At 44.8% G+C, this 25,749-nt stretch carries 22 protein-coding genes; 5 read left to right on the top strand and 17 right to left on the bottom strand.

What is annotated here, in order from left to right:
- Window positions 1-259 precede the first annotated feature (259 nt).
- The 5 genes from CAG60_RS07690 to CAG60_RS07710 all read right to left on the bottom strand — a co-directional run bounded on the left by CAG60_RS07690 (window position 260) and on the right by CAG60_RS07710 (window position 4,896).
- Complete coding sequence (locus CAG60_RS07690; RefSeq protein ID WP_158137975.1) at window positions 260-967, bottom strand: MgtC/SapB family protein; 708 nt, start codon at window positions 965-967, stop codon at window positions 260-262.
- 76 nt (window positions 968-1,043) lie between these two features.
- Window positions 1,044-2,414, bottom strand: a complete 1,371-nt coding sequence (gene mgtE, locus CAG60_RS07695; protein ID WP_202598546.1) for a magnesium transporter — start codon at window positions 2,412-2,414, stop codon at window positions 1,044-1,046.
- 12 nt (window positions 2,415-2,426) lie between these two features.
- Window positions 2,427-2,933: a hypothetical protein gene (locus tag CAG60_RS07700; protein ID WP_072668742.1), complete on the bottom strand. Its 507-nt coding sequence runs from the start codon at window positions 2,931-2,933 to the stop codon at window positions 2,427-2,429.
- Between the two features lie 559 nt (window positions 2,934-3,492).
- Window positions 3,493-3,816: a DOPA 4,5-dioxygenase family protein gene (locus tag CAG60_RS07705; protein WP_158139017.1), complete on the bottom strand. Its 324-nt coding sequence runs from the start codon at window positions 3,814-3,816 to the stop codon at window positions 3,493-3,495.
- A 174-nt stretch (window positions 3,817-3,990) separates the two neighbouring features.
- On the bottom strand, window positions 3,991-4,896 hold the full coding sequence (locus tag CAG60_RS07710) for a LysR substrate-binding domain-containing protein (RefSeq protein WP_158137971.1): 906 nt from the start codon (window positions 4,894-4,896) through the stop codon (window positions 3,991-3,993).
- A 103-nt stretch (window positions 4,897-4,999) separates the two neighbouring features.
- Between CAG60_RS07710 and CAG60_RS07715 the strand changes: the two genes are divergently transcribed.
- The 3 genes from CAG60_RS07715 to pcp all read left to right on the top strand — a co-directional run bounded on the left by CAG60_RS07715 (window position 5,000) and on the right by pcp (window position 8,875).
- A complete protein-coding gene (locus CAG60_RS07715) occupies window positions 5,000-6,265 on the top strand; it encodes a D-amino acid dehydrogenase (protein ID WP_161438670.1) in 1,266 nt (421 codons plus the stop codon).
- A 253-nt stretch (window positions 6,266-6,518) separates the two neighbouring features.
- On the top strand, window positions 6,519-8,063 hold the full coding sequence (locus CAG60_RS07720) for an alanine/glycine:cation symporter family protein (protein WP_161438671.1): 1,545 nt from the start codon (window positions 6,519-6,521) through the stop codon (window positions 8,061-8,063).
- 167 nt (window positions 8,064-8,230) lie between these two features.
- Window positions 8,231-8,875, top strand: coding sequence for a pyroglutamyl-peptidase I (pcp, locus tag CAG60_RS07725; RefSeq protein WP_161438672.1), 645 nt, complete (start codon window positions 8,231-8,233; stop codon window positions 8,873-8,875).
- 55 nt (window positions 8,876-8,930) lie between these two features.
- Here the strand turns inward: pcp and CAG60_RS07730 are convergent, their stop codons facing one another.
- The 5 genes from CAG60_RS07730 to CAG60_RS07750 all read right to left on the bottom strand — a co-directional run bounded on the left by CAG60_RS07730 (window position 8,931) and on the right by CAG60_RS07750 (window position 15,637).
- A complete protein-coding gene (locus CAG60_RS07730) occupies window positions 8,931-9,524 on the bottom strand; it encodes an acetate uptake transporter (RefSeq protein ID WP_154168954.1) in 594 nt (197 codons plus the stop codon).
- 376 nt (window positions 9,525-9,900) lie between these two features.
- On the bottom strand, window positions 9,901-11,373 hold the full coding sequence (locus tag CAG60_RS07735) for a BCCT family transporter (RefSeq protein ID WP_161438673.1): 1,473 nt from the start codon (window positions 11,371-11,373) through the stop codon (window positions 9,901-9,903).
- A 261-nt stretch (window positions 11,374-11,634) separates the two neighbouring features.
- Window positions 11,635-13,086 (bottom strand): glycoside hydrolase family 19 protein, encoded by a 1,452-nt coding sequence (locus CAG60_RS07740; protein ID WP_161438674.1) that lies wholly within the window; start codon window positions 13,084-13,086, stop codon window positions 11,635-11,637.
- A gap of 383 nt (window positions 13,087-13,469) precedes the next feature.
- Window positions 13,470-14,657, bottom strand: coding sequence for an MFS transporter (locus CAG60_RS07745; RefSeq protein ID WP_161438675.1), 1,188 nt, complete (start codon window positions 14,655-14,657; stop codon window positions 13,470-13,472).
- Complete coding sequence (locus tag CAG60_RS07750; RefSeq protein ID WP_161438676.1) at window positions 14,654-15,637, bottom strand: aldo/keto reductase; 984 nt, start codon at window positions 15,635-15,637, stop codon at window positions 14,654-14,656. Before CAG60_RS07750 ends, CAG60_RS07745 begins: the two co-directional genes overlap by 4 nt.
- Before the next feature lie 61 nt (window positions 15,638-15,698).
- Here CAG60_RS07750 and CAG60_RS07755 point away from each other — a divergent pair, with 61 nt between their 5' ends.
- Window positions 15,699-16,640 (top strand): LysR family transcriptional regulator, encoded by a 942-nt coding sequence (locus CAG60_RS07755; RefSeq protein WP_161438677.1) that lies wholly within the window; start codon window positions 15,699-15,701, stop codon window positions 16,638-16,640.
- Between the two features lie 70 nt (window positions 16,641-16,710).
- Here the strand turns inward: CAG60_RS07755 and guaA are convergent, their stop codons facing one another.
- Window positions 16,711-18,264: a glutamine-hydrolyzing GMP synthase gene (gene guaA, locus CAG60_RS07760; RefSeq protein ID WP_154168966.1), complete on the bottom strand. Its 1,554-nt coding sequence runs from the start codon at window positions 18,262-18,264 to the stop codon at window positions 16,711-16,713.
- Between the two features lie 91 nt (window positions 18,265-18,355).
- The gene (guaB, locus tag CAG60_RS07765) at window positions 18,356-19,819 is read right to left on the bottom strand and encodes an IMP dehydrogenase (protein WP_040904637.1); all 1,464 of its coding nucleotides are present in this window, start codon (window positions 19,817-19,819) and stop codon (window positions 18,356-18,358) included.
- A 208-nt stretch (window positions 19,820-20,027) separates the two neighbouring features.
- Here guaB and xseA point away from each other — a divergent pair, with 208 nt between their 5' ends.
- Window positions 20,028-21,359, top strand: a complete 1,332-nt coding sequence (gene xseA / locus CAG60_RS07770) for an exodeoxyribonuclease VII large subunit (protein WP_161438678.1) — start codon at window positions 20,028-20,030, stop codon at window positions 21,357-21,359.
- Window positions 21,360-21,384: 25 nt separating this feature from the next.
- Here xseA and CAG60_RS07775 read toward each other — a convergent pair whose 3' ends face one another.
- The 5 genes from CAG60_RS07775 to CAG60_RS07795 all read right to left on the bottom strand — a co-directional run bounded on the left by CAG60_RS07775 (window position 21,385) and on the right by CAG60_RS07795 (window position 25,728).
- Window positions 21,385-21,606 (bottom strand): zinc ribbon domain-containing protein, encoded by a 222-nt coding sequence (locus CAG60_RS07775; protein ID WP_158137954.1) that lies wholly within the window; start codon window positions 21,604-21,606, stop codon window positions 21,385-21,387.
- Between the two features lie 70 nt (window positions 21,607-21,676).
- Window positions 21,677-21,865, bottom strand: a complete 189-nt coding sequence (locus CAG60_RS07780; RefSeq protein ID WP_161438679.1) for a hypothetical protein — start codon at window positions 21,863-21,865, stop codon at window positions 21,677-21,679.
- A gap of 413 nt (window positions 21,866-22,278) precedes the next feature.
- Window positions 22,279-23,769 carry a ribosome biogenesis GTPase Der gene (der, locus tag CAG60_RS07785; protein WP_158137952.1) on the bottom strand — a complete coding sequence of 497 codons (1,491 nt, stop codon included), beginning with the start codon at window positions 23,767-23,769 and terminating at the stop codon, window positions 22,279-22,281.
- 171 nt (window positions 23,770-23,940) lie between these two features.
- Complete coding sequence (gene bamB, locus CAG60_RS07790) at window positions 23,941-25,101, bottom strand: outer membrane protein assembly factor BamB (RefSeq protein WP_158137950.1); 1,161 nt, start codon at window positions 25,099-25,101, stop codon at window positions 23,941-23,943.
- 12 nt (window positions 25,102-25,113) lie between these two features.
- Window positions 25,114-25,728, bottom strand: coding sequence for a tetratricopeptide repeat protein (locus CAG60_RS07795; protein ID WP_161438680.1), 615 nt, complete (start codon window positions 25,726-25,728; stop codon window positions 25,114-25,116).
- Between the last annotated feature and the right edge of the window lie 21 nt (window positions 25,729-25,749).

A 25,749-nucleotide genomic window follows, 5' to 3' on the forward strand; every position in this document is an offset into this window, starting at 1 on the left:
GAGCATGAATCAACGTCATTATTGTTTTATCTTATGACATGCTCTTTGCTCTTAGCGACTAAAGATATTGAGAGATAAAATAATAATGAGATGAATAGCATGCAAATGGCTGATTTTAGCACAGTTATAAGACAACTAGAGCGAAGAGAAAGAAAAATCAGGCTATTCTGACTGCGCGCTAAGAAAATAGACGTCGACAAAATAGCCTGATGAACGTTGTAAATGACAAAGTCGCTTCACTTATCCAGACGACAGCGAGTTAAGCCTCCACAACTTGCCAACTCGCCAGAGAAACGGTCGGCTCTAAACTTAAGCGACCTATCACCCGTTCGATGTGTGAATCAGTCCGCTGTGTTGCCATCACCGAAGAGATGACACGTACCTGAGTCTGTTTATCTTGGATTAATGTTTCACTTTCTAGCTTTTGTAATTGCAAAGCCCCCGAAGAGACGCCTTGCAATAATAAAGCTCGAACATGCGCTTCATCACTCTCTAAACAAACCACTTCCAAACGGTATTGCCACCAGCATTCCGCTTGTTGAACGGACTCGACGGGGCGATGGTTTATAAACCTGACTAATGGTCGTAATAGGGTATTGGTGGCCAAAATAACGATCGTCACCGCAACCGCGCCTGACCACTGATTGGCACCAATCATCACTCCTATCGCGGCAGAGCACCACAAAGTAGCCGCGGTATTTAAGCCGCGAATATTGGCTCCTTCTTTCATTATGACGCCGGCACCGAGAAAACCGATACCTGAGACCACCTGCGCTGCCACGCGTGTTGGACTGGCATCGCCATCAACCATCATCGACATCAAAGTAAAGCTTGCGGCACCAAGGGACACTAAAGCGTTGGTCCTCAACCCGGCCATGCGTTGATGCCATTGACGCTCAAGCCCAACCATGGCCCCTAAACCTGCAGCTAACATGAGCGGCAGGATAAAATCAAACATTTCCCACATGATTTACTCTCCTTGCTAGGACTATGAAGCCTTGACAAACGATAGCAATGCCAAAGCTCCCAGCCTATCAACCCACTTAAACCGTTGGTGGGAAATCCAAAATCATGGTTGCTACGGAGAAGTAAATGATGACTCCCACCGCATCGGCAATCGTAGTGATCAATGGCGCACTAGCGGAAGCAGGATCAAACTTCAGTTTACTAAGAACAAACGGCAGTGACATACCAACGACCGAGCCAACAATCACCACAATTTGCATGGTAATTGCCACGACTAAAGCAATCTCTGGCCCGCCGCGCCATAAACCAAGCATCGACACAGCGGCGGCCATGGTTACGCCGAGTAGCCCCGCTATCATCACCTCTCTACCGAGCATTTTTGCCCAATCTTTACCAATCACTTCTCCGGTAGCCAGTGCCCGCACCATCAAGGTGGCTGACTGAGATCCCGCATTACCGCCACTGTCGATAAGTAGCGGTAAGAAGAAGACCAACGCCACATAGGCATGGATGGTATCTTCAAAATGGGCAATCCCTGCGCCAGAAAAAAGATTACCGAATACCAGCAAGACTAACCAAAAGACCCGTTTACGGTACATTAATCCCACTGAGGCTTCTTTTAAATTACCCGTGAAATCGACCGCTGCCGATTTGTGCATATGGCGATCAGCTTCTTCTTCAGCCACATCCATCGCATCGTCATAAGTTACAATACCCACTAAGCGATTTTGTCCATCGACAACGGGTAAAGCGAGTAAATCATATTTACTGATCGCTTGTGCCGCGACGTTTTGATCTTCATCGACTCGGACAAAAATCAACACTCGGGTCATGATCTTACCCACGGTTAAACTAGGCTCTGAAATCACTAAATCGCGTAGTGACACCGTACCTTGTAAACGCTGCTGCTCATCGACCACATAAGCCTGATAGATGGTTTCGGTTTGCTTAGCAATGCTGCGCAATTTTTGCATCGCTTGTTCAACCGTATAATCAGCAGCGAGCACAGCAAAATCAGAGGTCATCACCGCACCGACACTCTCCTCTGGATAAGCAACCAGCCTTTGAATGTCGGAACGCTCCTCGCTATCCATTTGCTCTAATACTTGCTGCTGAAGCTCGGGCTCCAACTGAGTCAATAAATCGGCTCGTTCATCGTGTGGCATCAGCTCAGCTAATTGAGTAAGAAGCTGAGCATCCATTTGCTCAGCCAACTTTTCTTGCCACGTTAAACTAAAATAACCAAACAGAGCCACTTGCTTTTCTAATGGCAGTAAAGCGAGCAGTTGGCATACCTCTTGTTCCGTTAATTGTTGCTCAGTTAATAACTGCGCAAAAGCTTCAGCACAGTCCGCCAAAGGATGTTGGTCGATAAAACGTAGCATCGCGGCTTGATTATGGCTGATGTGCAGTGCCAACAGCTCTTGAGTCATGATAGAAACAGACATCGTGCTCTTCCCTTAGTGCTTCCAAAAACGCACAAAGCGCTTCCAGCCAGATGACGTTTTAGCCACACCTTGATCATTAAGTTCAAGTTGGTGACGAATGATCGCGCGGGCAGCGTTTAATTCCAATACTCCCACAACACGGTGGCGGCTATCCAAAATTGGTAGCACGGGCCACTGGCTTTTTCTCAGTTGTAATGCGGCTGGATAAGCTTCGCTTAAGGCAAAAGTATAATGATTAGCCCCTTGTACCAGCGCTGTGACAGGCTGAGTTTTATCAGCACATAATAAACGGCTAATAGACACCAAACCTTGGTACTCAGCGCGATCATTAATCAACGCAATAACATGAACGGAAGAAGAAAACAGCGGGCTCGCTTTGAGCATGGTGATCACTTCTTGCACCTGTAATTGGTCACTAACACAGAAAAAATCACGCTTAGCGTGGCTTAATACTGCGCGTTGCACTGGGGTACGGGCTTTTTTTACATCAGCGATGTAATGCGTACGAAAAACTGTCATCTTTGTCTCTCCTGAGTTGGGCTCAGGACAAAGAAACCTGGTGATCGCAACCACAAATTTTGCCTAAACGAAAAACGCTTAGCGCAACAATGGGTTTGCGAAGCACGACGTGTCGGCTCACAACATGTGAGCATCAGTCATAGGTTACGCACGGGCAAACGTTGCCTTACTGCGCAAAGTATTAACGTATGGAATTAACGATGGAAGGAAAGAGTTCGCTTTGCCAAGGGTAGTTACCGCCTGACAACAGCTAAAGAGAATTTAGCGACAGGCTAGCAAGAAACCGTTGGTGTTTTCGAACCATCGAAAAGACCATACTGTGATATTCGACTACTCGACGAGTCCATAGGTTTCTATTGTACCTCGATAAATTAAAAGGGATCGGTTGTTACTCGGTTTAACGCTTAAAGTATAGCGTTAAATTGCATCAACCGGGTTATTTTTCGCGCTAAATATTATTGATCAACCAATTGAAAGTCAATTTAAAATTAAGCGCGAACGGATTTTTTTATCATTTATCTCACACTAGCAACAACGGTTCCTTTAGAAAGCGGACCAACTAACGCAACGTCTCTTGATTGACACCGAGGTTCTCACCTAGCCACATCACTTGATGTTCACTATGATCATGCCAATCATCACCAGAAACAGGATGAATCAAGACACTCAAAGGGCCACGCGCATTATCCAGCCAATCAATAAAGGATTTTTGCTGTTCAGAAAAATGAATTTCAAACATCGGTTTGCGATGGGGGCCAACCAAACGCGGGACCAAGGGAAAGATGGCACTAATCTGCTCGCGGCATTCAGCAATGATGGTTTGCTGCAAAGCATAAGCGAATGGCTGTTGAGATAAATCAAAATAAACATGAGCGTGATACATCATTCACTCCTTTTCGAAGTAGGACAAGTTCTCACTATTATACGGGGCGTAGCGATGAAACCTAGCCTGAGTTTTTCAGCAACTTGGTTAAGATTTTTGAACGATCAGATTGATTCATCGTTACTCGCCAGTGCATATCACTACAGAGTCAGCAGCCATCGCTAATCGTATCGATTAATCAGCTCGATAAACTTGCCCTTTTAACCATTCAATGAAAATCGCCGTGGTTTCTGTTTGATTATGAACAATAAAGTAATAACCAGCGTTCGCGGCTATTGGCTCAAATGGCGTGACTAATTTGCCCTGTTCTAATTCATTACTCAGTAGAGCCAGCCTTGCCATCGCGATACCAACGCCCGCCTCAGCCGCCGACATGGCCATGTCGGTTCGATTAAAAAAATGGCCTTGATGCGTCGCCAATTCAATGCCCATTTCCGAAGCCCAGTACAACCACTCATAATCTCGCGCCGCTTTTGCCCATGGCATCGCATCATGCAACAAAACGACCTCGCGCCACGCCGATGGGCGACGTTCATGTGTGATTAAATCAGGATGAGCCGCCAGATAAGCCGGGCTCATCACTGGTAATAAATACTCTTCCAATAATAATTCTGCGTTGGCTTTAGAATAAGGAAACGGCCCGTAGTCAATCGCCAGATCAAAATCGCGCCGATCGCTATCTACCAATGCTCCTTCCGCGAAGGTTTGAATTTGAATATCAGGATGATGACGATAAAAGTCTTCCAGCCGAGGCACCAACCATTTAAAAGCAAATGATGGGGTGAGTTTTAAACGTATCTCACGTCGATTGGCTCGTTGGTTAAGATGCTCAATTGTACTATCAATATCTTGCAAGCTACGTTGAACAACCACTAACAAGGTTTGCCCCGCTTCGGTCAACCGTACTCCTCGTGAGTGCCGTTCAAAAAGACTAAAACCTAATTGCGCTTCAAGCTGCAATAATTGTTGGCTAATCGCGCCCGTCGTAATGTGCAAACTTTTGGCCGCACTACTGAAACTGGTATGATGAGCAACCTGTACAAAGGTATGTAATCCAGCAAGGTAAGTATTCTTTAACATGGCTATGGCTTTTAGAAAAACTAAACACTGATGATAATTTTTATCGATTGTTAACAAAAGGTAAAGCAAAGAAACTACTTACGTTGTTAATTTGGAGGTTGTCATGGAAATTATTGTTTTAGGTAGTGGTGTGATTGGTTTAACCAGTGCTTGGTATTTATCACAAGCGGGACACAGTGTGACGGTTATCGACCGTCAAGCCAGAAGTGCAGAAGAAACCAGTTTTGCTAACGCAGGGCAAGTTTCCTACGGTTATTCTTCGCCTTGGGCCGCTCCTGGTGTACCGCAAAAAGCCATTAAATGGCTACTGGAGAAACACGCCCCTCTGAAAATTAAACCATCACTTGATCCAAAATTACTCAATTGGACAACCCAAATGCTGGCGAACTGCCAGTTATCTCGTTATCAAATCAATAAAGCTCGCATGTTATCGATTGCCAATCATAGCCGAGAGTGTTTGATTGAGTTGAATAAAAATTACGATATTCAATATCAAGGCCGCCAAAAAGGTACCTTGCAAGTGTTTCGGAAACAAAAACAATTGCAAGCGGTTGAAAAGGACATGCAGTTGCTGGAAGAAAGTGGTACTCGTTTCGAACTGCTGGATGTCGCTGGCTGTTTAAAACAAGAGCCAGGATTAACGCCCGTTCAAGATAAACTGGTTGGTGGCCTGTATTTACCCGATGACGAAACTGGTGACTGTTATCTGTTTTGCCAACAATTAACCGAGTTAGCAAAATCGAAAGGGGTACGCTTTGAGTTTAATACTCAAGTGCAAGGCTTACTAAGCGAAGGCAATAAGATCACTGGTGTCCAAACCGATAAGGGATTACTTAAAGCCGATGCTTATGTGGTTGCGATGGGCAGCTACTCTCCGGCGCTACTCAAACCATTTGGCATTGATCTCCCCGTTTATCCAGTAAAAGGATATTCATTAACCGTACCGATCCGTGACGCCGATTTTGCTCCGCAATCTACTGTGATGGATGAAACCTATAAGGTTGCCCTAACCCGCTTTGATGAGCGTATTCGCGTCGCTGGAACGGCTGAATTAGCGGGTTTTGACCCTTCAATTCCCGAAGCGCGTAAAGCCACGATTGAAATGGTGGTGAAGGATCTCTTCCCTCAAGGCGGTTATTTCGAACAAGCGGAATTTTGGACCGGTTTTCGCCCGATGACTCCTGATGGCACACCGATCATCGGCGCAACCAAGCTCGACAATCTTTATACTAACACTGGTCATGGCACATTAGGCTGGACGATGGCTTGTGGCTCAGCAAGTTTGCTGGCTGATATTATCAGCCAACGTCCAAGTAAAATAAAAACCAGTGAACTCAACGTGTCTCGCTACGGTCAAGCAGTATCATAAGACCATGAGCGTCTAATCAATCGTATTTTCAGCTCCTCTCTGGCTCAACACCCTTATGGTGTATGAGCCATTTTTGTTTAGCGTCTATCATCTCCGCACGAAACATCACTAAAAATTAACATGTTAAGAATATTTATGTGATCAAAGCCACGCAAACACACAAGAAAGAAAAAACCAGTTAACAAAATAGTTACAAGAGATTTAAGATGTGGATGCAAAACAAACACAACAATTCGTTAACAGGGAAACTTTCATGCAGTCATTTGTTGATTTTATTAATGGAATAATTTGGAGCCCAGCCCTAGTGTATTTATGTCTTGGCGCTGGTTTGTTCTACTCAATCAATACTCGCTTTGTACAAGTTCGTCATTTCACCGAAATGTGGCGCTTGTTACTGTCAGGTAAAAGCTCATCAAAAGGAATATCTTCTTTTCAGGCATTGGCGGTATCTTTATCCGGTCGAGTCGGGACAGGTAATATCGCTGGTGTCGCTGCTGCGATTGGTTTTGGTGGGCCAGGCGCAGTATTTTGGATGTGGATGGTGGCCTTTTTTGGTGCTGCCACCGCGTATGCAGAGTCGACCTTAGCGCAAATTTATAAAGAAGAAGACAAAGATACTGGTCAGTTCCGTGGTGGACCGGCTTATTACATTGAAAAAGCCATGGGTCAAAAATGGTATGCGTGGATCTTTGCCATTGCGACTATTTTAGCCTGTGGGGTTTTACTGCCAGGTATTCAATCGAACAGTATCGGTAATGCGGTTGAAATGGCGTTTGGCTCTGGAGACATGGTCGAAACAGCCATGGGCACCTTTAGTTTTGCGAAGATCTTTACCGGTGCATTAATCTGTATTGTGCTGGCTTTCATTATTTTCGGTGGCGTTAAGCGTATTGCTCAATTTACTCAGTTTGTCGTTCCTTTTATGGCTCTGGCTTACGTTATCCTCGCCTTTATCATCATTCTTTTAAATATCACTCAAGTTCCCGCAATCTTCATTATGATCATTGGTGATGCTTTCACTCCTATGGCTGGCTTTGGTGCTGCTATCGGTTGGGGGGTGATGCGTGGCGTATATTCTAATGAAGCAGGTCAAGGCACAGGGCCTCATGCTGCAGCTGCAGCGAGTGTCCAACACCCAGTGCAACAAGGATTAGTTCAGTCATTTTCTGTCTATATTGATACTTTACTGGTTTGTTCAGCCACTGCTTTCATGATTCTCATCACCGGTGCTTATAATGTTCACGGTGCTGAGGGGATGATACTGCAAAATTTACCAGCCGACATTGCTGCTAACAGCCCAGCCTTTACTCAAATGGCGATTGAAACCACCCTACCAGGGATTGGTAAGCCATTCGTTGCTATGGCACTGTTCTTCTTCTCGTTTACCACGATTTTAGCTTATTACTATATCGCAGAGACTAACATTGCCTACATTCGCCGTACCTTCAAAATCAGTAGTGCTATGTTTTTGCTTAAAGTGGCCATGGTTGCTGTGGTGTTCTACGGTAGTATCAACACGGCTAACCTTGCATGGGCGCTCGGCGACGTTGGTGTAGGGCTAATGGCATGGCTCAATATTGTTGGTATTTTAATTATCTTCTTTTTGGCTAAACCGACCATCGTGGCGCTAAAAGATTATGAAGAACAACAAAAGCAAGGCGTTGAAGAATTTACTTTCAACCCCGTCAAGCTTGGCATTAAAAATGCCACTTATTGGGAAGAGAAATACCTACGTAAAACCGGCCAAGCTCCCACCGCTGAACCTGAAGGTAAAGCAACCGAGCTGCCAAGTACCTAATTAGTAAGGCCGCTTTGTAAACACAACTTGCTGTATATAAAAACAAAAAACAGTACCAAGGGTTAGCGATTGCTAACCCTTTTTTATATTTGCATAATGCTGATTGTGATAAAAACCGAGCGCAAGATAAACTGTTCCGCCCCCCCGATTTATAAGGATTTACATGGATGTTTAAAGTACTGCTCACCGGCTTTGAGCCTTTTGGAGAGGATAGCCTTAACCCATCGCAGGCATTACTCAACGCAAAAGAACAGCTACACGTAACAGGGGTCGAGGTGATAGGTTGTGTTCTGCCCGTGGTCCGTTATCAAGCCGCTGAAGTTGCCATCAATGCAATTAAGACCCATCAACCCGATTTAGTCTTGATGTTCGGGCAAGCCAGTGGACGTGCCGCCATTACACCTGAGCGAGTAGCCATTAATCTTGATGACTACCGGATAGCCGATAATGCTGGTCATCAACCGATCGATGAAGCCATTATTGCCGATGGACCAGCGGCGTACTTTACTACCCTGCCGGTCAAAGCCATGGTGGAGGATTTACAGCAAGCAGGGATCGCCGCCGAAGTATCCTACTCGGCAGGAACCTTTGTCTGTAATCATCTATTTTATGCTGTTCAGCATTATTTATCTCAACATGATATTCCGAGTGGCTTTATCCATATCCCAGCATTACCAGAACAAGTTCCAGCGACTAATCCATCATTACCCAGCTTAGGATTAGAACCACTCATAGCAGCCGTACGAGTCATGATTCAAACTTGTCATCACAGCAAACAAGACAGGCAAATCATCGGTGGCAGTGTGTGCTGATGGCCATAAAACGCAAAAAGCTGGCCTGAGCCAGCTTTGATGGACCATATTAGATTTAAGCGCTAACTGGCTCAGCGACCACCGCCGCTTTACGCTTAGCACCAATCGGTAATACGGTTCGGCCATATTCATTATTGATCACTTGCGCCATCGCAAAATAAATCGCGCTCGCACCGCAGAAAATACCTTCAAAACCAGCAATCGTACCAATCAGCTCACTACCGGTAAAATCACGCAGCGCCAGTAAAGCAAACAAGATAGTTAACGAACCAAACACCACTTGTTTAGCGACTGGGTAGCACAGTGAACCAATAAACATAAAACCAGTAAAAATGCCCCACAACGTTAAATACCAGCCCATAAAATGAGCCGGGCTGGCTGGCAGTCCCATATATGGCATCACTAATAGACCAACTAAAGTTAACCAAAATAAACCGTATGAGGTAAACGCAGTGGTACCAAAAGTATCGCCGCGTTTAAAGCACATGATGCCAACAATCACTTGGCTAAGGCCACCATAAAAGATCCCCATTGCCAAAATCATTGAATCAATAGGAAAGAAACCAGCATTATGGATATTAAGTAGAATTGTTGTCATACCAAAACCCATCAAGCCAAGCGGCGCAGGGTTAGCAAGTTGCGTCGACATTCACATTACCTTCAAAAATGTTAATAAAAATTACGCGCGAAGTTTAGTGAACAAGTCGTCAAAAAGGAAAAACCATTAATGAAAACTTAGATTACACTTATACACTTTTTGTTACATGTAAAATAGATAGCCAAAGTCCTTGAAATAAAAGGTTATTGGGTAAGTAAGTGCGTTTCCATGAACATAGCTATACGATGTGATGTGTGATGTGTGATGTGTGATGTGTGATGTGATAAGTACCAACGAACGTAGCCACTTCAAGTAGTAAGGGATGATATCCCTGATTTCCCTGATTACTCAGAGACGGGCAGTCAAGGATGGAGCTGACGTCTAATCATCGACCAGTCTCCGTCCTCAATTCATGACCGAGAATAACTCAGCTTAAGTCATTTTGGCCCTCTGGTTCGGCGGCTTGAGCTGAGGATGAGCCGCGAGTTAGCAAGGTAAAGCAAGCTTGTGCAATTAATACAAACGTAAACGGCAGTGCCCCTGCGATGGCTATCTGTTTATTGAGATCAACATCGTTAATCGTAACCAAGGCAATCGCTAAAGTGACCACAATCACTGACCAACTGATCTTACTGGTCAAACGTTGATCATTGGTCAGCATGCCAGCGGCATAGATAGCCGAATCAGCACTTGAAATAACAAACGTCAGTAACAATACCAGCGCCACTATCGCTAATAGATTGCTCGCAGGAAGATGAGAGAAAAACACGAATAAGCCTTTGGTGTAATCATCACTCACTGCCGTGATGACTTCTTGTAGATAAAGACTATCGAATATTGCACCAGCAAAGCCAGAGAACCACAAAACAGAAGCAAGTGTAGGGATCAGCACGGTACAACACAAAAATTGTCGAATACTTCGTCCGCGGCTAATGCGAGCAATAAATGGCCCAACAAACGGCGTCCACGCTATCCACCAAACCAGATAAATCACCGTCCAATTTTGACTCCAGCTTTTATTTTCTCCCAGAGCACCGAACGAGACTTGCGGCAGAATGTTGATATAGGTGACTAAAGAACTCAATAGGCGCTGAATAACCGCTAAGGTATCAACATAAACAAACACCACGGCAAATAAAATCAACATCAACAAAACGTTAAAACGGCTGAGTTGCTTAATACCTTTTTGTAAGCCTAACGCACTTGATGCAGTAAATAACACGCCAAGCAAGACCGTCAAGCCAATCCGCAATACGGTTAAATCCCCTTGATAACCACTAACACTACGTATCCCCTGCTCAACCAGCGCCATGGTATTGGCCAACACACCAGCAATCCCAAATAAAATCGCCAATACTGCAATTAGGTCAATGCTGGATAACCACCCCGCTTTATTGTGACCAACAAATGACGCACTGACTCGCATCGGTCTTTTTTGTACATAAGCCAGCCACGCCATCATTAACCCAGCGAGCGCATACAAACTCCAAGCATGAATTCCCCAGTGAAAATAAGTTAAGGCTAAAGCGAGATCTTTTTGATCGCCTTGATAATCGATACTTGGCAGATGATTAAAATGGAAAATCGGCTCCGCAACGCCCCAAAAAATCAATCCCGAACCCATCCCGGTGGTAAAGAGCATGATTAACCACGTCGTAAAAGAAAACTCTGGCTGACCATCACCGAGTGTTTTTTTACCGATTGGACTAAAACAAAGTACGACACACAAGACAACAGCCAAGCTGGAAAGGAGGATAATTTGATCGTCAAACTGCTCAATACTCCATTGGGTTAATTGAGCAAGTTTAGCCACGCTGATGCTAGGAAAAGCGACAAAAAAAACCGCAATCAAAGCGGCAAAAAAAATCAGGCGGTGGGAAGGTTGTGGTAAAAAAGTCATGAATATCAGGTATCAGTCAGTCAATAGGCATAACCTAATACGCAATTAATCCGCTAATAGGTCATCAGAAACCATTGTTAAGTACGATCCCAAAACCATGCTGAGAATATACAAAAACCGTGGCATATGTTGACCTAGCTTAACACAATTTATTTTCATTTTTGCAACCTTGATGCTCCTCTCCTGCCTTTTATCGAGAAAAGCAGCAGGCAATATGAGTTAATCTATATCGCCTGTTACTTTAAAGATAACGCTATTTATCTAGGGCTGTGTAATCGCCATCCAAGGATCACCCGCTGTTGGTACATCACCTTGCGACCACCATTTCACCTGATACACCACTCCTTGATAGGTCACACGATCACCAGCATAGTAAACCTTACTGGCTTGCCATAGCTCAGTTCCTTCAACCGGTGGTTCATCTGGCTGTTCAGGCTCGGTTGACTCTAATTGTTCCACCACCCGCACTTTAGGCCAACTGGCGTGAGACTGATAATAGTTGGTCACACACTTTTCATAATCGCCTTCAACCAGAGCTGAATAGGCGGTTTGAAAGCCAACTAAATTACACTCAAAAGAGTAACCACCGGGACGATCAGGATAATAACGCCAATTGCCGTCCCAATTGGTGTAAAGGACATCCGTTGCACCATTCAAGTTTAAACTGCCATAAGGCGTTTGTTGCCAACAAGTATTCAGCTCATCAGTTTCAATCGGGATCTGATAATGCTCAGCCAAACCTTCCCAATAACGAATCCGGTTAACCGGCTGACCTTTATCTTTGTTTTGCTCGCCACACTCAATTCCACCATTAATGACATTGATGGTGGTACCAAATCCATAACCAATTCCTGCATCGATTTCACGTTGAGAAGGCGTCCAAGTACGGTCGATAACGTGCAACATTGCTGGTTTAGGTGCTTGAGGGGTTAAAAAGAACCAAATCGCAGAAGCGAGGTTAAGCCAAGAGTCCGCGACTAATCCGGGATTATTCAATAATACAGAAGCATCCCCATCAAACATCACTTCGGAAAAAGCACCGTAGTTAAAATGATAAGAAAGCTGTTTGGCACCACGACCAAAATAGCCTTGACCATCACCACACGGCCATTTCCGGTTTTGCCAGTCATATTGTCCACATCCTGTGGTATAACCAAGTTGCCCTTCCGACCAGCCCATTTCCCGAACATGGACAAGCGCTTGCTGCCACTCTTCCAGTCCGAGTGGATTATCAGAAATATTATCTTTCGCAATATGGCCCCCGGTCTCTTGAGCAAAATGTGCAAAAGCCGTGATCACCGACTTTTTACAAATAGCATCGGCATCACGTCCATCATCATAATCACCACAAAAGGCGGGGAACTTGCCGATGGCTCTTAAAAATCGGGTATAGGTGTATTCAGGTGCGGCCATATGAGTGAGGAAGTTCCACTCATGTTTAGGAAAAACCCGTTCCACCCGTTTCACATTGTCTGGATTACTCACCAACCCCGGCTCAATACTGTCGACTAAACTATTAGGTGCTGTTCGTAAAGCCTGTGACCAAATCGCATACATAGGATCCGCCGCTTTTTGCTGCTCAATGGCTTGTAACTCCACGCGAGATACCACGTATCCGGAGCTGTCGAGAGGATCGACTTGAATCGTCATTGCATAGCTTGGGAGTGCACAAATAAGACTCATCCAACAGGCCGTTTTATTGAGTATGAACATGAAAAAAATCCCTCTTATTGATAAACGCCACTTTAGGATAGAGGCTATTCATCTGCTTTTAAGCAAAAACAAACGATGATAAGAAGGTTTTGCGAGGCACTAGCGATCATCCTGCGCCTATGTTGCATGGTGACATTTTTCTTGGAAGCGCCACGACAAATGTGGCCCAATAAAAAACCTCAGGCAGAACCTGAGGTTTGATAAACAATAAATTTAGAAGCTAAAGCTGGGAAATCATTCCCACTCGAATATCAATAAGCAGAAAATAAATCTATATAACAGCTAGTTAGAAAGGTGACTATTAACGATATCGTCATCTGTACCATGCGCAGAATTTTTTTGATTTTTTTCGTCTCGTCGACGTATTTAAAAACATTCCAAACTTATACCATAGTAGCTTGTTCCGTAGCCCCTTTACGACTACCAACCATCAAAGCAAGACTTAGCAGCGTAATTAATGAAGCAGATAAATAAAGCGTACTAATATTCCAATGGTCTAAAATTCCTGCTCCTAATACGGCTCCCGTACCAACAGCACCATTGAAAATAGCAGCATAAATAGCTGAAGCTGGTAATGCATCGTCTTTAGCTAATCGGATGATCCATATTTGAAGACCAACGAATAGTATCGCAACACCAAGGCCCCATCCGGAGACGATCAGTAGTGTAATTATTTTGCTGTTAACAGTCGGAAGACTAATTAACATCAAACACAACGAAATAAGTAGAAGCCCAGTGCTAAGGACTCTCTTTAAGTAGTTGTCTATATACATTCCACACATGAAGTTACCAACTATACCAGCAACACCAAATGTCAACAGACAGATAGAGATCCAACTGTTTGGCAGGGCAATCACTGAAGAAAGTAGCACCTCAATATAAGTAAATGCAGCAAAGTGTGAAACGATACCACAAGCCGCAATGAGGTAGACGATTCTCAACTTCGAATTTCGAAACACAGAGAAGAGTTGCCCCCTTCCCAAACGCGGTGTACCTGATACATGCGGAAGGCTTAGAGCCAGAGTTAATGCCGTAACAACAGATAATATTGCTAAAAGTAAAAATGATGATCGCCAGCCAGCATCAGAGCTTATCCAATTAATCAGTGGGACACCTAAAACACTCGCGGTTGAAACGCCGCCGAAAATAATGGCAGTGGCTTTCCCCACGCTACTTTCTGAGACCAGCTGTGCGCCCAAAGTGCCAATCATTGCCCAGAAAGCACCATGAGCAAGAGCACCGACAAGCCTGGCAGCTAGCAATACGCTAAAACTATGACTGACAGCTGCCACACCATTAGACAGCCCCAATAATAGCATCAGTCCGACTAACAATGGTCGACGGGGTAAATGGCTAATCATCATGACTGAAATTAAAGCGGCAGCGGCACCAAGCCATGCATACAAAGTAACCACTAACCCTGTATAACCAGCACTCTGCTGCATATCCTGTGCAATCGAAGACAACATACCTATTGGTGCTAACTCAGTAGCAACAACCGTAAATGACGCAATACCAAGCATAAAAACAGCGACCCAGCTGCGCCAATTTGTGTGGTTTAACGGGCTCAAGCGTTCACTCCTTTCATACCTTCAGTTGTATAACGCTCCCCTGCGGGCTGAAATTCTCGCACTGCTGATTCAATGCGGGCCAAATCGGCTGCCGTTAATACGACATCAGGAGCTCCCAAATTATCAATCAAATGCTTCATTTTCTTTGTACCCGGAATAGGTACGATGTCAGGTCCCTGTGCTAATAACCATGCCAATGCAATTTGTGCCGAAGAGCATGACTTACTACTGGCCATGCTAGCAACCACCTCTGTTAGCGGCCGATTTGCTCTTAGGTTATCAGGCGTGAATCTCGGTAATGATTGTCTTGCATCTTCAGGAGTAAAGTCACTGTCAGGCGTAATATTCCCTGTCCAAAAACCACGCCCTAATGGAGAATAAGGAACAAAACCAATACCTAATTCTCTACAAGTTGGCAAAACATCTTGCTCCACATCACGGGTCCACAGTGAATACTCGGTCTGCACGGCACTAATTGGATGAACAGCATGCGCTTTTCTCAGTGTACTTGCGCTGACCTCAGATAAGCCAATATTTGCAATTTTCCCCTCCTTAACCAATTGAGACAACGTAAAAACGGTTGTTTCTATAGGCACATTAGGATCTAATCGATGGATATAGTATAAGTCGATGCATTCAACACCTAAGCGGCGTAGTGAACTCTCGCAAGCACGACGAATATAATCTGGACTATTATCAATTACTCGTTGGTACTCCCCAGGACGACGCACAATTCCACACTTAGTCGCAACTTTAATTTCAGCACGGCTTTCTTTCAAAAACTCCCCAATTAGCTGCTCGTTATGATAATGGCCATAAGTATCTGCGGTATCTAAAAAAGTGCAGCCAAGATCAATAGCTTTATGGAGTACCGACTTGGATTCGGCGTCATTTCTGGGCCCATAAAATTCACTCATGCCCATACAGCCTAACCCTATCTCGGAGACTTCAAGACTTTGACCTAATACACGTTTCTTCATAATTAATATCCCTTGGTTTACGTTGAGATATTCATTATGCTTTCCGAAAGTGGAGATTTATATGCACACAAACCGCAATCAGTTTTCCGAAAATGGAAACCAGAAAACCCCCCCGTCTTTGAATTGGGATGATGCCAGGATATTTCTCGCCATCGCTAGAGAAGGCACATTAAGTCGCGCAGCAAAACGATTAAATTTGGGGATTGCCACCACTTCTCGACGTTTAGAACGTCTGGAGTCTGCTCTACAGACTTGCTTATTTACGCGTGATCAACAGGGCTATACATTAACCGACGAAGGCAGAGATCTGATTTCACCGGCTGAAGCCCTAGAGCAAGCTGGCTTTGCTTTTGGAGATGCTACGTATCGTAATAATGATGAAGTGATGGGTCATGTACGCCTGGCAACAGCGCAAGGATTGGCCGATTATCTAATTATTCCAGCCATGCCAAAACTTATTGCGGCTCATCCAAATTTAACCATGGAGATAGTCACGGGCGTGTCCACAGTTAACCTACACCGACGCGATGCTGACATTGCCTTGCGTATGGTAAGACCAGAACGGGGTAATGTGAGTATCCGCCGACTAGGCACACTAGGGTTTGGGCTTTACGCCTCACAAGACTACGTAAACAATAGAAAGCGCTCAGACACCACTAGCTTATCTTTCGAACATGATGATTTCATAGGGTGGTCTGAAATGCAGCAAAATTTGCCAGCAGCACAATGGTTAACAAAAATGTTAAGAGGAAAACCTTGTCGCTTAATCACAACCAGTCTGTCAGCACAAATGAGCGCTGTAGAAGCAGGAATTGGAATGGCTATACTCCCTCATTTTATTTCTAAGAAAAAAAACTTGGTTTGTGTCCAAGGTGATGTGGGTTGTGATCAGCCTATTTGGTTGGCTATTCACTCAGATTTGGCACACTCACGTAGAGTTAGGGCTGTTGTCGATTTCCTAGATATGCTTATCTCTGAAAACCAACTATCATTATCCCTATAAAAAATGCCAGTCAGTAATACTGACTGGCATTTTTATTTTATAAGGACTTGGTTAGTTTTTACAACTAAGCCTATTCCCACTCAATAGTCGCGGGTGGCTTACCGGAGATGTCATACACCACGCGAGAAATGCCACTCACTTCATTGATAATGCGGTTGGAAACCTTACCCAAGAAGTCATAAGGCAAGTGAGCCCAATGGGCAGTCATGAAATCGATCGTTTCTACTGCGCGTAGTGATACAACCCAGTCGTATTTACGGCCATCACCCATTACACCAACAGAGCGCACTGGTAAGAAAACGGTAAACGCTTGCGACACTTTATTGTACAAATCCGCATTGTGCAGCTCTTCAATAAAGATAGCGTCAGCACGACGTAGCAAATCGCAATACTCTTTCTTCACTTCACCGAGGACTCGCACGCCAAGACCTGGACCTGGGAATGGGTGGCGGTATAGCATGTCGTAAGGTAGACCTAACTCAAGACCAATTTTGCGCACTTCGTCTTTAAACAGTTCACGCAGTGGTTCGACTAAGCCCATTTCCATATCATCTGGTAAACCACCGACGTTATGGTGTGATTTAATCACATGCGCTTTACCGGTCTTAGAGGCGGCTGACTCAATCACATCCGGATAAATCGTGCCTTGCGCTAACCATTTAGCGTTTTTCAATTTCTTGGCTTGCTCATCAAAAACATCAACAAACACATGTCCGATCGTCTTACGCTTTTCTTCTGGATCGGCTTTGCCTTCTAAGGCGGCGAGGAAACGCTCTTCAGCATCGACTTTGATGATGTTTAGGCCAAATTTATTGCCAAACATATCCATCACTTGCTGACCTTCGTTCAAGCGCAGTAAGCCATTATCGACAAACACACAAGTCAGACGTTCACCAATCGCGCGGTGTACCAGCATAGCGACAACCGATGAGTCAACGCCACCAGATAAGCCAAGGATCACTTCATCATCACCGACTTGCTCTTTAATCCGAGCAATCGCATCTTCAATGATCGATTCAGACGTCCATAAACGTTCACAACCACAAATATCGAGTACGAAATTCTCGAGCATTTTGAGGCCATGTTTGGTGTGGGTCACTTCTGGATGGAACTGAACTCCGTAGTATTTTTTCTCTTCATTGGCCATGGCTGCGTATGGGCAGGTCTCGGTTTCACCAATTTTTACGAAGTCGGCTGGAATCTCCACCACTTTATCACCGTGGCTCATCCACACATCTTGAATGGCTTCAAGATCGTTAAATAACGCCGATTGACCAGAAACCGTAACTTGCGCATAGCCAAACTCGCGCTCGGTAGAGGTCGCTACGCGGCCCCCCAACTGCTCAGCCATCGTTTGCATACCATAGCACACACCGAATACCGGCACGCCTGAATCAAATACATATTGAGGCGCGCGTGGCGAATTAAGCTCAGTTACGCTTTCAGGACCACCAGACAGAATAATGCCGTCTGGGTTAAATTCGCGAATGTCCGCTTCTTCGACATCCCAGCTCCACAACTCACAGTAAACACCAATTTCACGTACACGACGGGCAACTAATTGAGTGTATTGTGAGCCAAAGTCTAAAATAAGGATTCGTTGATCATGAATGTTCTTGGTCATAGTTAAGCAGTCTTATCAGCTAAATTAAGAAACGGAGGCGAGTCTACTCGCCTCTCAGAATGGCATCAAGGAAAAAAGCAAACGTTTACGTTTAGCTCATCCGATAGTTAGGCGCTTCTTTGGAAATTTGTACGTCATGGACATGAGACTCTTTCATGCCCGCGCCAGAGATACGAACAAATTGTGCTTGAGTACGCAAGGTTTCAATATCTGGTGAGCCAGTTAAGCCCATGCATGAACGTAACCCGCCCATCTGCTGATGAACAATCTCTTTTAATAGACCTTTGTAAGCGATACGACCTTCAATACCCTCAGGGACTAATTTGTCTGCCGCATTATCGGTTTGGAAATAACGATCAGAAGAGCCTTTTGACATCGCACCTAAAGAACCCATGCCACGATAAGCTTTGTAAGAACGGCCTTGATAGAGGATAACCTCTCCTGGGGCTTCTTCGGTGCCAGCAAACATTGAACCCACCATGACACAAGATGCGCCTGCAGCAATCGCTTTAGAAATATCGCCCGAGAAGCGAATACCACCATCAGCAATCACAGGAATGCCATATTGATTAGCCACTTCAGCAGCATCAGCAATCGCGGTGACTTGCGGAACCCCTACACCAGTAACGATACGCGTAGTACAGATAGAACCTGGGCCAATACCAACTTTAACGGCACTAACACCCGCTTCAATCAGTGCTCGGGCACCTTCGGCGGTCGCCACGTTGCCACCAATAATATCAAGATCAGGGTAAGCGGCGCGTGTTTCACGAATCCGTTGCAATACGCCTTCTGAATGGCCATGAGACGAGTCAATTAACAATACATCAACGCCAGCTTCAACTAACGCTTTAACGCGCTCTTCATTACCTGGCGCAGCGCCAACGGCAGCGCCGACTCGTAGACGTCCTTGAGAATCTTTGCATGCATGAGGTTTACTTTCTGCTTTGTGGAAATCTTTCGCGGTGATCATGCCTTTTAATTGAAACTCATCATTAACCACCAGAATTTTCTCAACGCGCGCTTTATGCATCCGCTCTTGAACTTCTTGGCCTGAAGCACCCTCTTTCACCGTCGCCAGACGATCTTTCGGTGTCATTACATCAGAAACCAACTTGGTTAAGTCAGTAACAAAACGCACATCGCGCCCAGTAATGATCCCAACCAGTTCATTATTTTCAGACACCACTGGGAAGCCGGCAAAACCGTGTTTCTCGGTCAATGCCATGACATCAGCAATCGTTGCTTGAGGACGAACGGTGACAGGATGAGTAACCACGCCGGCTTCAAAGATTTTTACTTGGTGAACTTGTTCCGCTTGCTGTTCTATCGACATATTTTTATGAATAAAACCAAGGCCACCTTCTTGTGCAAGTGCGATTGCTAGGCGAGCTTCTGTTACTGTATCCATAGACGCAGAAATCATAGGGATGTTTAGCGTAATGTTTTTGGTAAGTCGAGTGCGAAGATCGGCTGTATTGGGGAGGACAGTAGAGTGTGCAGGGACGAGGAGAACATCGTCGAAGGTCAGAGCTTCTTTAGCAATTCTTAGCATTTGCAATATCTCACAACGTGAAGGTTAAGAGTAATAAATCGCTTTATCGTTTCGCATAATAAAGAGATTTAGATTTGATATTGCGGACGGATTATACGCCCAGAGCAATCGCTTGACCACTCATTTTTTCATTTTTAATTTGCAATCCCCCCCTTGATATGTATTATATTGCCGCTAATTTCCATACTTATGTCTGGCCAAATTAGCGGTGCCCTCCTTGACTAATCCAAATATCTACACGGTTTCTCGTCTTAATGCTGAAGTCAGATTGTTACTTGAAAATGAAATGGGCATCGTCTGGCTGATCGGTGAGATTTCTAACTTCTCTGCGCCGGTATCCGGTCATTGGTACTTGACCCTGAAAGACAGTCGCGCTCAAGTCAAATGTGCGATGTTCAAAGGTAATAACCGTTCCGTTTCTTTTAAGCCCCAAAATGGCCAACAAGTGTTAGTCAAAGCTAGGCTCTCTTTGTATGAGCCTCGTGGTGATTATCAAATTATCATTGAAAGTATGCAGCCTGAAGGCGACGGACGGCTACAACAAGAGTTTGAACAACTCAAAATGCAACTGGCCTCAGAAGGGTTATTTGCGCAATCACTCAAAAAACCACTTCCCGAACACCCGCGCTGTGTGGGCGTGATCACCTCAAAAACCGGAGCTGCTCTGCACGATATTTTGCAGGTGCTGAAACGCCGCGATCCAAGCCTGCCGATCATTATTTACCCGACCATCGTCCAAGGTAATGAAGCGGCGATAAGTATCGCTCAAGCGATTGGCTGTGCGAATTCTCGCGCAGAATGTGATGTGTTGATCGTCGGCCGAGGCGGCGGTTCACTGGAAGATCTCTGGTGTTTTAACCATGAAATTGTGGCGAGAACGATAGCGGCAAGTCAAATCCCGATCATCAGTGCAGTCGGCCATGAAGTGGATGTCACTATTGCTGATTTTGTTGCCGATATGCGCGCACCAACGCCGTCTGCTGCAGCTGAACTGGTAAGTCGAGACAATAGCAATAAAAAACAGTCATTTAATCAAAAACAACACCAACTCACCAATAGCATTCGCTATTACTTTGCCCAGCAAAAAAATCAGTTACAACAGTTGCAACACCGATTGGATAAACAACACCCAGCTCACCGTTTGCAGCGACAGCGTCAACAATTGGATGAACTCACCTTACAATTGACACAAGCGATGCAACGGCGTTTGATGTTATTAGCCAAAGGCGTCAGCCAACAGCAGTATCGCTTACAGCTTCGCTCTCCAGAAAAACAGCTCAGTGCACAAAAGCATCAGTTGATGATGAGCCAACATCAGTTGCGTAAAGCAATGGAGCGTCAATTACTCGACGCACAGCATCGTTATGCCCGCTTAGTCGATAAACTCAATACCGTCAGTCCACTCGCCACCCTCTCTCGTGGCTACTCAATTACCCAAAATGAACGCGGTGAAGTGATCCACAGTAAAGACCAAGTCCAAACTGGTGAAGTGATTGTTACCCGCTTAGCACAGGGTGACATTCGTTCTACTGTTAATTAATCACCATCAACAACCAGCGAGCTTGTTACTTTAGCTTTGCGAATTCAATCTGAACACGTGATTTAGACTTAAGTTCGTTGCACGAATGACAAAAATAATTCGCCGCACCACAAGCCTGAAGCTTTTCTAACTCTGCGCTACAATCTGGGCAGTGAGCTATTTTTGTATAATTTACATCACACGACGCACAGTAATAACGACCATTCCAGACCAATTCATGCGAGCATTGTGGACAACATGTTTCCATTGCAGGTTTCCTTACTGATAACGATTACTTTACCAAGACGCTACATCACCGGCAGAGCCGAAACCGTCGATTAATCCAACGCGATACTCGACTGGTTGACAAAAAAGGTCAACAAAGGCGGCACACACCACTGCGGCTTCAAGTAGAAAAAGGGATAGCCTAGAACAGTATAAGGCAAAAAGACACCGAGCCCCTCTTCTTCAAATCGCAAGGCCCTAGCGATCATACCGCCAAGTACTCGATAGAACAAATGGGCCATTGGTGATTTCAGCCGATCTGTCTATTTACATAAAATCACGTGAATCGTTCCACTTGCTGTGCTTTGGGATCTATCATGGATCTTTTGCTTTATCTACCTTGATCAGCGATCTACCGTAAAAAGAACATTTATATCACCACACACCGAAAGCATAAGTTACATATTCTGCATTTGGATTTTAAACAGATTAAAAATCTAAATTAAAATTCAAAAACCTAAATTTGCAAAATTTAATAAAATGATCATTATCACTAATTCGTCCTTATAAGATCCTCTTTTAAGCATAGTATAACGCCATACTCAAAGAGGAAGCGTTAACTCATCCATCAAAAAACGACAAAATACAATGACGAAAAGGGATAAAAAAAGCCCAAGCTAACAGCTTGGGCTTTTTATAATATGTCGACCTAGGTCTATTTTCGACGATCTTTCACCATGGTCATTAAACGCTTACGTTTACGTTCTTGAGATAACGTCAACTTGCTCACTTTGTTCTCAAATGGGTTTTCACTACTTTGGAACTGAATACGAATTGGCGTACCCATGATTTCTAATGATTTACGGTAATAGTTCATTAGATAGCGTTTATAGGAATGGGGCAGTTCATTAACCTGGTTACCATGAATAACAATGATCGGTGGGTTATAACCACCTGCGTGAGCGTACTTCAGTTTAACGCGTCGACCACGAATCAGTGGTGGCTGGTGATCATCGGTTGCCATTTTCATGATACGAGTTAATACCGAGGTTCCCACTCGTGTCGTGGCAGAACGATACGCTTCTTGTACCGACTCAAAAAGGTGACCAACTCCGGTACCATGCAGCGCCGAGATAAAGTGAATACGAGCAAAATCAACAAATCCTAAGCGGCGATCCAACTCTTTTTTTACACGCTCTTTGATATCATTGCTCAAGCCATCCCATTTGTTGATCGCAATGACCACCGAACGTCCAGCATTTAAAGTAAAACCGAGTAGGCTTAAATCTTGATCAGAGATATTTTCACGAGCATCGATCACTAATAGCACAACGTTAGCATCTTCTATCGCTTTAAGCGTTTTAACAACAGAAAATTTTTCTACCGTTTCATTGATACTTTTACGACGACGCACACCCGCGGTATCGATCAAGACATACTCACGATCGTCACGCTGCATTGGAATATAAATCGAGTCACGTGTGGTGCCGGGCATATCATAAACCACAACCCGTTCTTCACCTAAAATACGGTTAGTGAGCGTTGATTTACCTACATTAGGTCGACCGATAATAGCCAGTTTAATCGGTTGATCTTGTAACCTTTTGAATTCTGCTTCCGCTTCTTCTTCAGTGTATTCCAACTGCTCGGGCTCATCAGTATCAACAAACTCCGTCAGATCTTCTAGATTCTGTAGATCTTCGTTCATCTGCTCTGCGAGCGGATTCAACGCGCGATCGATAAGAACAGCAACGCCTCGACCATGAGCTGCGGCAATTTGGTACATCTGCGATCCCATCCCGAGCTGCCAAAATTCAGCGCAGGCCGCATCAGCATCAATACCATCGACTTTATTCACAACCAAAATCGCGTTTTTCTCAATACGACGCAAATGCTGAGCAATGGCTTCATCGGCAGAAGTTAACCCAGCACGACCATCAACCATGAACAAGACGACGTCCGCTTCGTCGATCGCCGCCAATGATTGCTGAGCCATTTTAGTTTCAACGCCTTCTTCTGTGCCATCAATACCACCGGTATCAATCACGATGAATTCGTTTTCACCTAATTTTGCTTGGCCATATTTTCTGTCGCGGGTTAAACCGGGGAAGTCCGCTACCAGTGCATCTCGTGTACGGGTGAGTCGGTTAAATAGCGTCGATTTACCTACATTTGGACGCCCAACAAGAGCAACAACAGGTATCATAACAACCTCAATAATAATTCTTTCTTATGTAATTATACTCAAATGATTTTGCTACTCGGTACAAAAGTTTAGTATGACAAACACATTTGGGTATACAAACTCAAGGTTTATTGCAGCAAAACGGCTCCTGGCTGTATACAGCCAGGAGCCGAATGTGAATTATATCACGATTTATTGAGTGATAGTCAGTTTCTTTATTTTACCATCTCGCGAGACAATCAAGTAGCCATCGTCAAGTGCAAGGGGACCGACTGCAAAACCGCTTTTACTGACGAATTGCTGAGCCACAAATTCGCCGCTATTGCGATCCAACCAGTGAAGGTATCCCTCACTATCACCAACAACTAGGTAACCATCAATCAATTTAGGCGCCGTTAACAGTCGGTGCTGTAGCTGATTATTCTGCCACAGTTCCGTCCCGCTACGTGCATCAACGGCAACGACATGATCTTTATCAGTAACTAAAAACAGACGGCGGCCATCGCTGACCATATCCGTCGTTGACGAATAATTGCGTTTCCATACCGCACTACCTGAACGCAAATCAATTGAAATTAACTGCCCATTAAAACCGATGGCGTACAAGTTAGCTCCAATGATCAATGGCGCAGCATCAACATCAACTAAGCGATCAATTTCGGTTGCGCCTTGCGGTTGACCTATCGGCTGTTGCCAAATTAATTGACCACGTTCAATAATCGCGGCGGCAAGACGACCGTTAGAGGTTCCCCAAAAAACACCACCAGAAGCGGTAACAGGCCGACTATCACCACGTAGGGTTAAGCTGGGTACTTCGGTACTGATGGTCCATTTTTGAGCGCCATTAGTACTGTCTAACGCAAGCAATATGCCTCGACTGGTATTCACAATCACTAAGTTACTGTCTGTGGCAACCGAAGCCAGTACTTCACCGGCTACATCGACACGCCAATTCAGCTCGCCCGTTTCGGCATCTAAAGCCAGGACTTGACCGTTTTCACTGCCGATAAACAGCTGATTGTAAGCGGCAACAATGCCCCCAGATAAACGCGCTGGCATATCTTGTCTTACATTAACACGCCATAATGTTTTCCCGTCATTGGGATCAAGGGCTTTGACTTCGCCATCACGACTAGCAACAAACACTTTACCATAAGCGTATTCAGGAGTCAGATTAGAGAAAAAATGACCGACTCCCCGACCAACCGAGTTACTCCAAATGGGTTGCGGTGTAAACTCACTACTCACACTAGGTAGCGGAGCCATAATGATATTTTCTTCTTCCCCAGCACATCCGCCTAACAAACCGATTACGGCCGCAGACAAAAGCACTTTGTTGAATATTTTTTTCATCAACAGATGCCCTTATCTGGCTAGATCATCGAGTTTCAGCTGTAATGTTTGGCTAGCATTACTCGATTGTTGAGCTTGTGAATAGGCTGCATAAGCCGCGTCTTTATCTCCTTTACGGAGTGCAATATCACCACGTAATTCAGCAACACGTGCAGCCCAACTTGCCTCAGTAATCGTTGTTAATTCAGCCAACGCGGCATCAAATTGCTGCTGCTCAGCCTGCAAACGTGAAATACGAAATGCAATGACTGGGGTTAATGCGGCGTCTTTCGTCGACTTCTTAGCCCATTCAAGTTGCGCTAACGCCTCATCTAACTGCCCGGCATCGGCTTGTGCTTTAGCAAGCTGCATCGCCGCTAAAACAGCGTATTCTGATTTCTGATGATTATCGATAAAATGCTGCAAATCTGACTCAGCTTGCGCCCCTTTAGCTGAAAAGTTAGCGATAGCTTTGCTATACGTTTCAGACGTTGTTTCTTGACCCGTCGTAGTTGAATGCTGGTAATAACGCCATCCAAACAAACCGCCAAGACCAAGTACCGCACCAAGGAGAACGGCTTTACCATTCTCTTTCCACCAATCTTTTATCGCTTCAACTTGTTGTTCTTCGGTATCGTAGAGTTCCACTTCCTGTCCTCTTAAATAAGA

It is taken from the genome of Vibrio sp. V33_P6A3T137 (assembly GCF_009904835.1).
Taxonomy (GTDB): Bacteria; Pseudomonadota; Gammaproteobacteria; order Enterobacterales; family Vibrionaceae; genus Vibrio; species Vibrio metschnikovii.

What these genes read in the sequence shown, in the direction of transcription:
- CAG60_RS07720 (WP_161438671.1), top strand. Translation starts at nt 6,519, where the DNA reads ATGCAGTCATTTGTTGATTTTATTAATGGAATAATTTGGAGCCCAGCC.
- CAG60_RS07715 (WP_161438670.1), top strand. Translation starts at nt 5,000, where the DNA reads ATGGAAATTATTGTTTTAGGTAGTGGTGTGATTGGTTTAACCAGTGCT.
- CAG60_RS07730 (WP_154168954.1), bottom strand. Translation starts at nt 9,524, where the DNA reads ATGTCGACGCAACTTGCTAACCCTGCGCCGCTTGGCTTGATGGGTTTT.
- mgtE (WP_202598546.1), bottom strand. Translation starts at nt 2,414, where the DNA reads ATGTCTGTTTCTATCATGACTCAAGAGCTGTTGGCACTGCACATCAGC.
- CAG60_RS07710 (WP_158137971.1), bottom strand. Translation starts at nt 4,896, where the DNA reads ATGTTAAAGAATACTTACCTTGCTGGATTACATACCTTTGTACAGGTT.
- pcp (WP_161438672.1), top strand. Translation starts at nt 8,231, where the DNA reads ATGTTTAAAGTACTGCTCACCGGCTTTGAGCCTTTTGGAGAGGATAGC.
- der (WP_158137952.1), bottom strand. Translation starts at nt 23,769, where the DNA reads ATGATACCTGTTGTTGCTCTTGTTGGGCGTCCAAATGTAGGTAAATCG.
- CAG60_RS07750 (WP_161438676.1), bottom strand. Translation starts at nt 15,637, where the DNA reads ATGAAGAAACGTGTATTAGGTCAAAGTCTTGAAGTCTCCGAGATAGGG.
- bamB (WP_158137950.1), bottom strand. Translation starts at nt 25,101, where the DNA reads ATGAAAAAAATATTCAACAAAGTGCTTTTGTCTGCGGCCGTAATCGGT.
- CAG60_RS07705 (WP_158139017.1), bottom strand. Translation starts at nt 3,816, where the DNA reads ATGTATCACGCTCATGTTTATTTTGATTTATCTCAACAGCCATTCGCT.
- CAG60_RS07775 (WP_158137954.1), bottom strand. Translation starts at nt 21,606, where the DNA reads ATGGAAACATGTTGTCCACAATGCTCGCATGAATTGGTCTGGAATGGT.
- CAG60_RS07740 (WP_161438674.1), bottom strand. Translation starts at nt 13,086, where the DNA reads ATGTTCATACTCAATAAAACGGCCTGTTGGATGAGTCTTATTTGTGCA.
- CAG60_RS07780 (WP_161438679.1), bottom strand. Translation starts at nt 21,865, where the DNA reads ATGGCCCATTTGTTCTATCGAGTACTTGGCGGTATGATCGCTAGGGCC.
- CAG60_RS07755 (WP_161438677.1), top strand. Translation starts at nt 15,699, where the DNA reads ATGCACACAAACCGCAATCAGTTTTCCGAAAATGGAAACCAGAAAACC.
- guaB (WP_040904637.1), bottom strand. Translation starts at nt 19,819, where the DNA reads ATGCTAAGAATTGCTAAAGAAGCTCTGACCTTCGACGATGTTCTCCTC.
- guaA (WP_154168966.1), bottom strand. Translation starts at nt 18,264, where the DNA reads ATGACCAAGAACATTCATGATCAACGAATCCTTATTTTAGACTTTGGC.
- CAG60_RS07700 (WP_072668742.1), bottom strand. Translation starts at nt 2,933, where the DNA reads ATGACAGTTTTTCGTACGCATTACATCGCTGATGTAAAAAAAGCCCGT.
- CAG60_RS07735 (WP_161438673.1), bottom strand. Translation starts at nt 11,373, where the DNA reads ATGACTTTTTTACCACAACCTTCCCACCGCCTGATTTTTTTTGCCGCT.
- CAG60_RS07690 (WP_158137975.1), bottom strand. Translation starts at nt 967, where the DNA reads ATGTGGGAAATGTTTGATTTTATCCTGCCGCTCATGTTAGCTGCAGGT.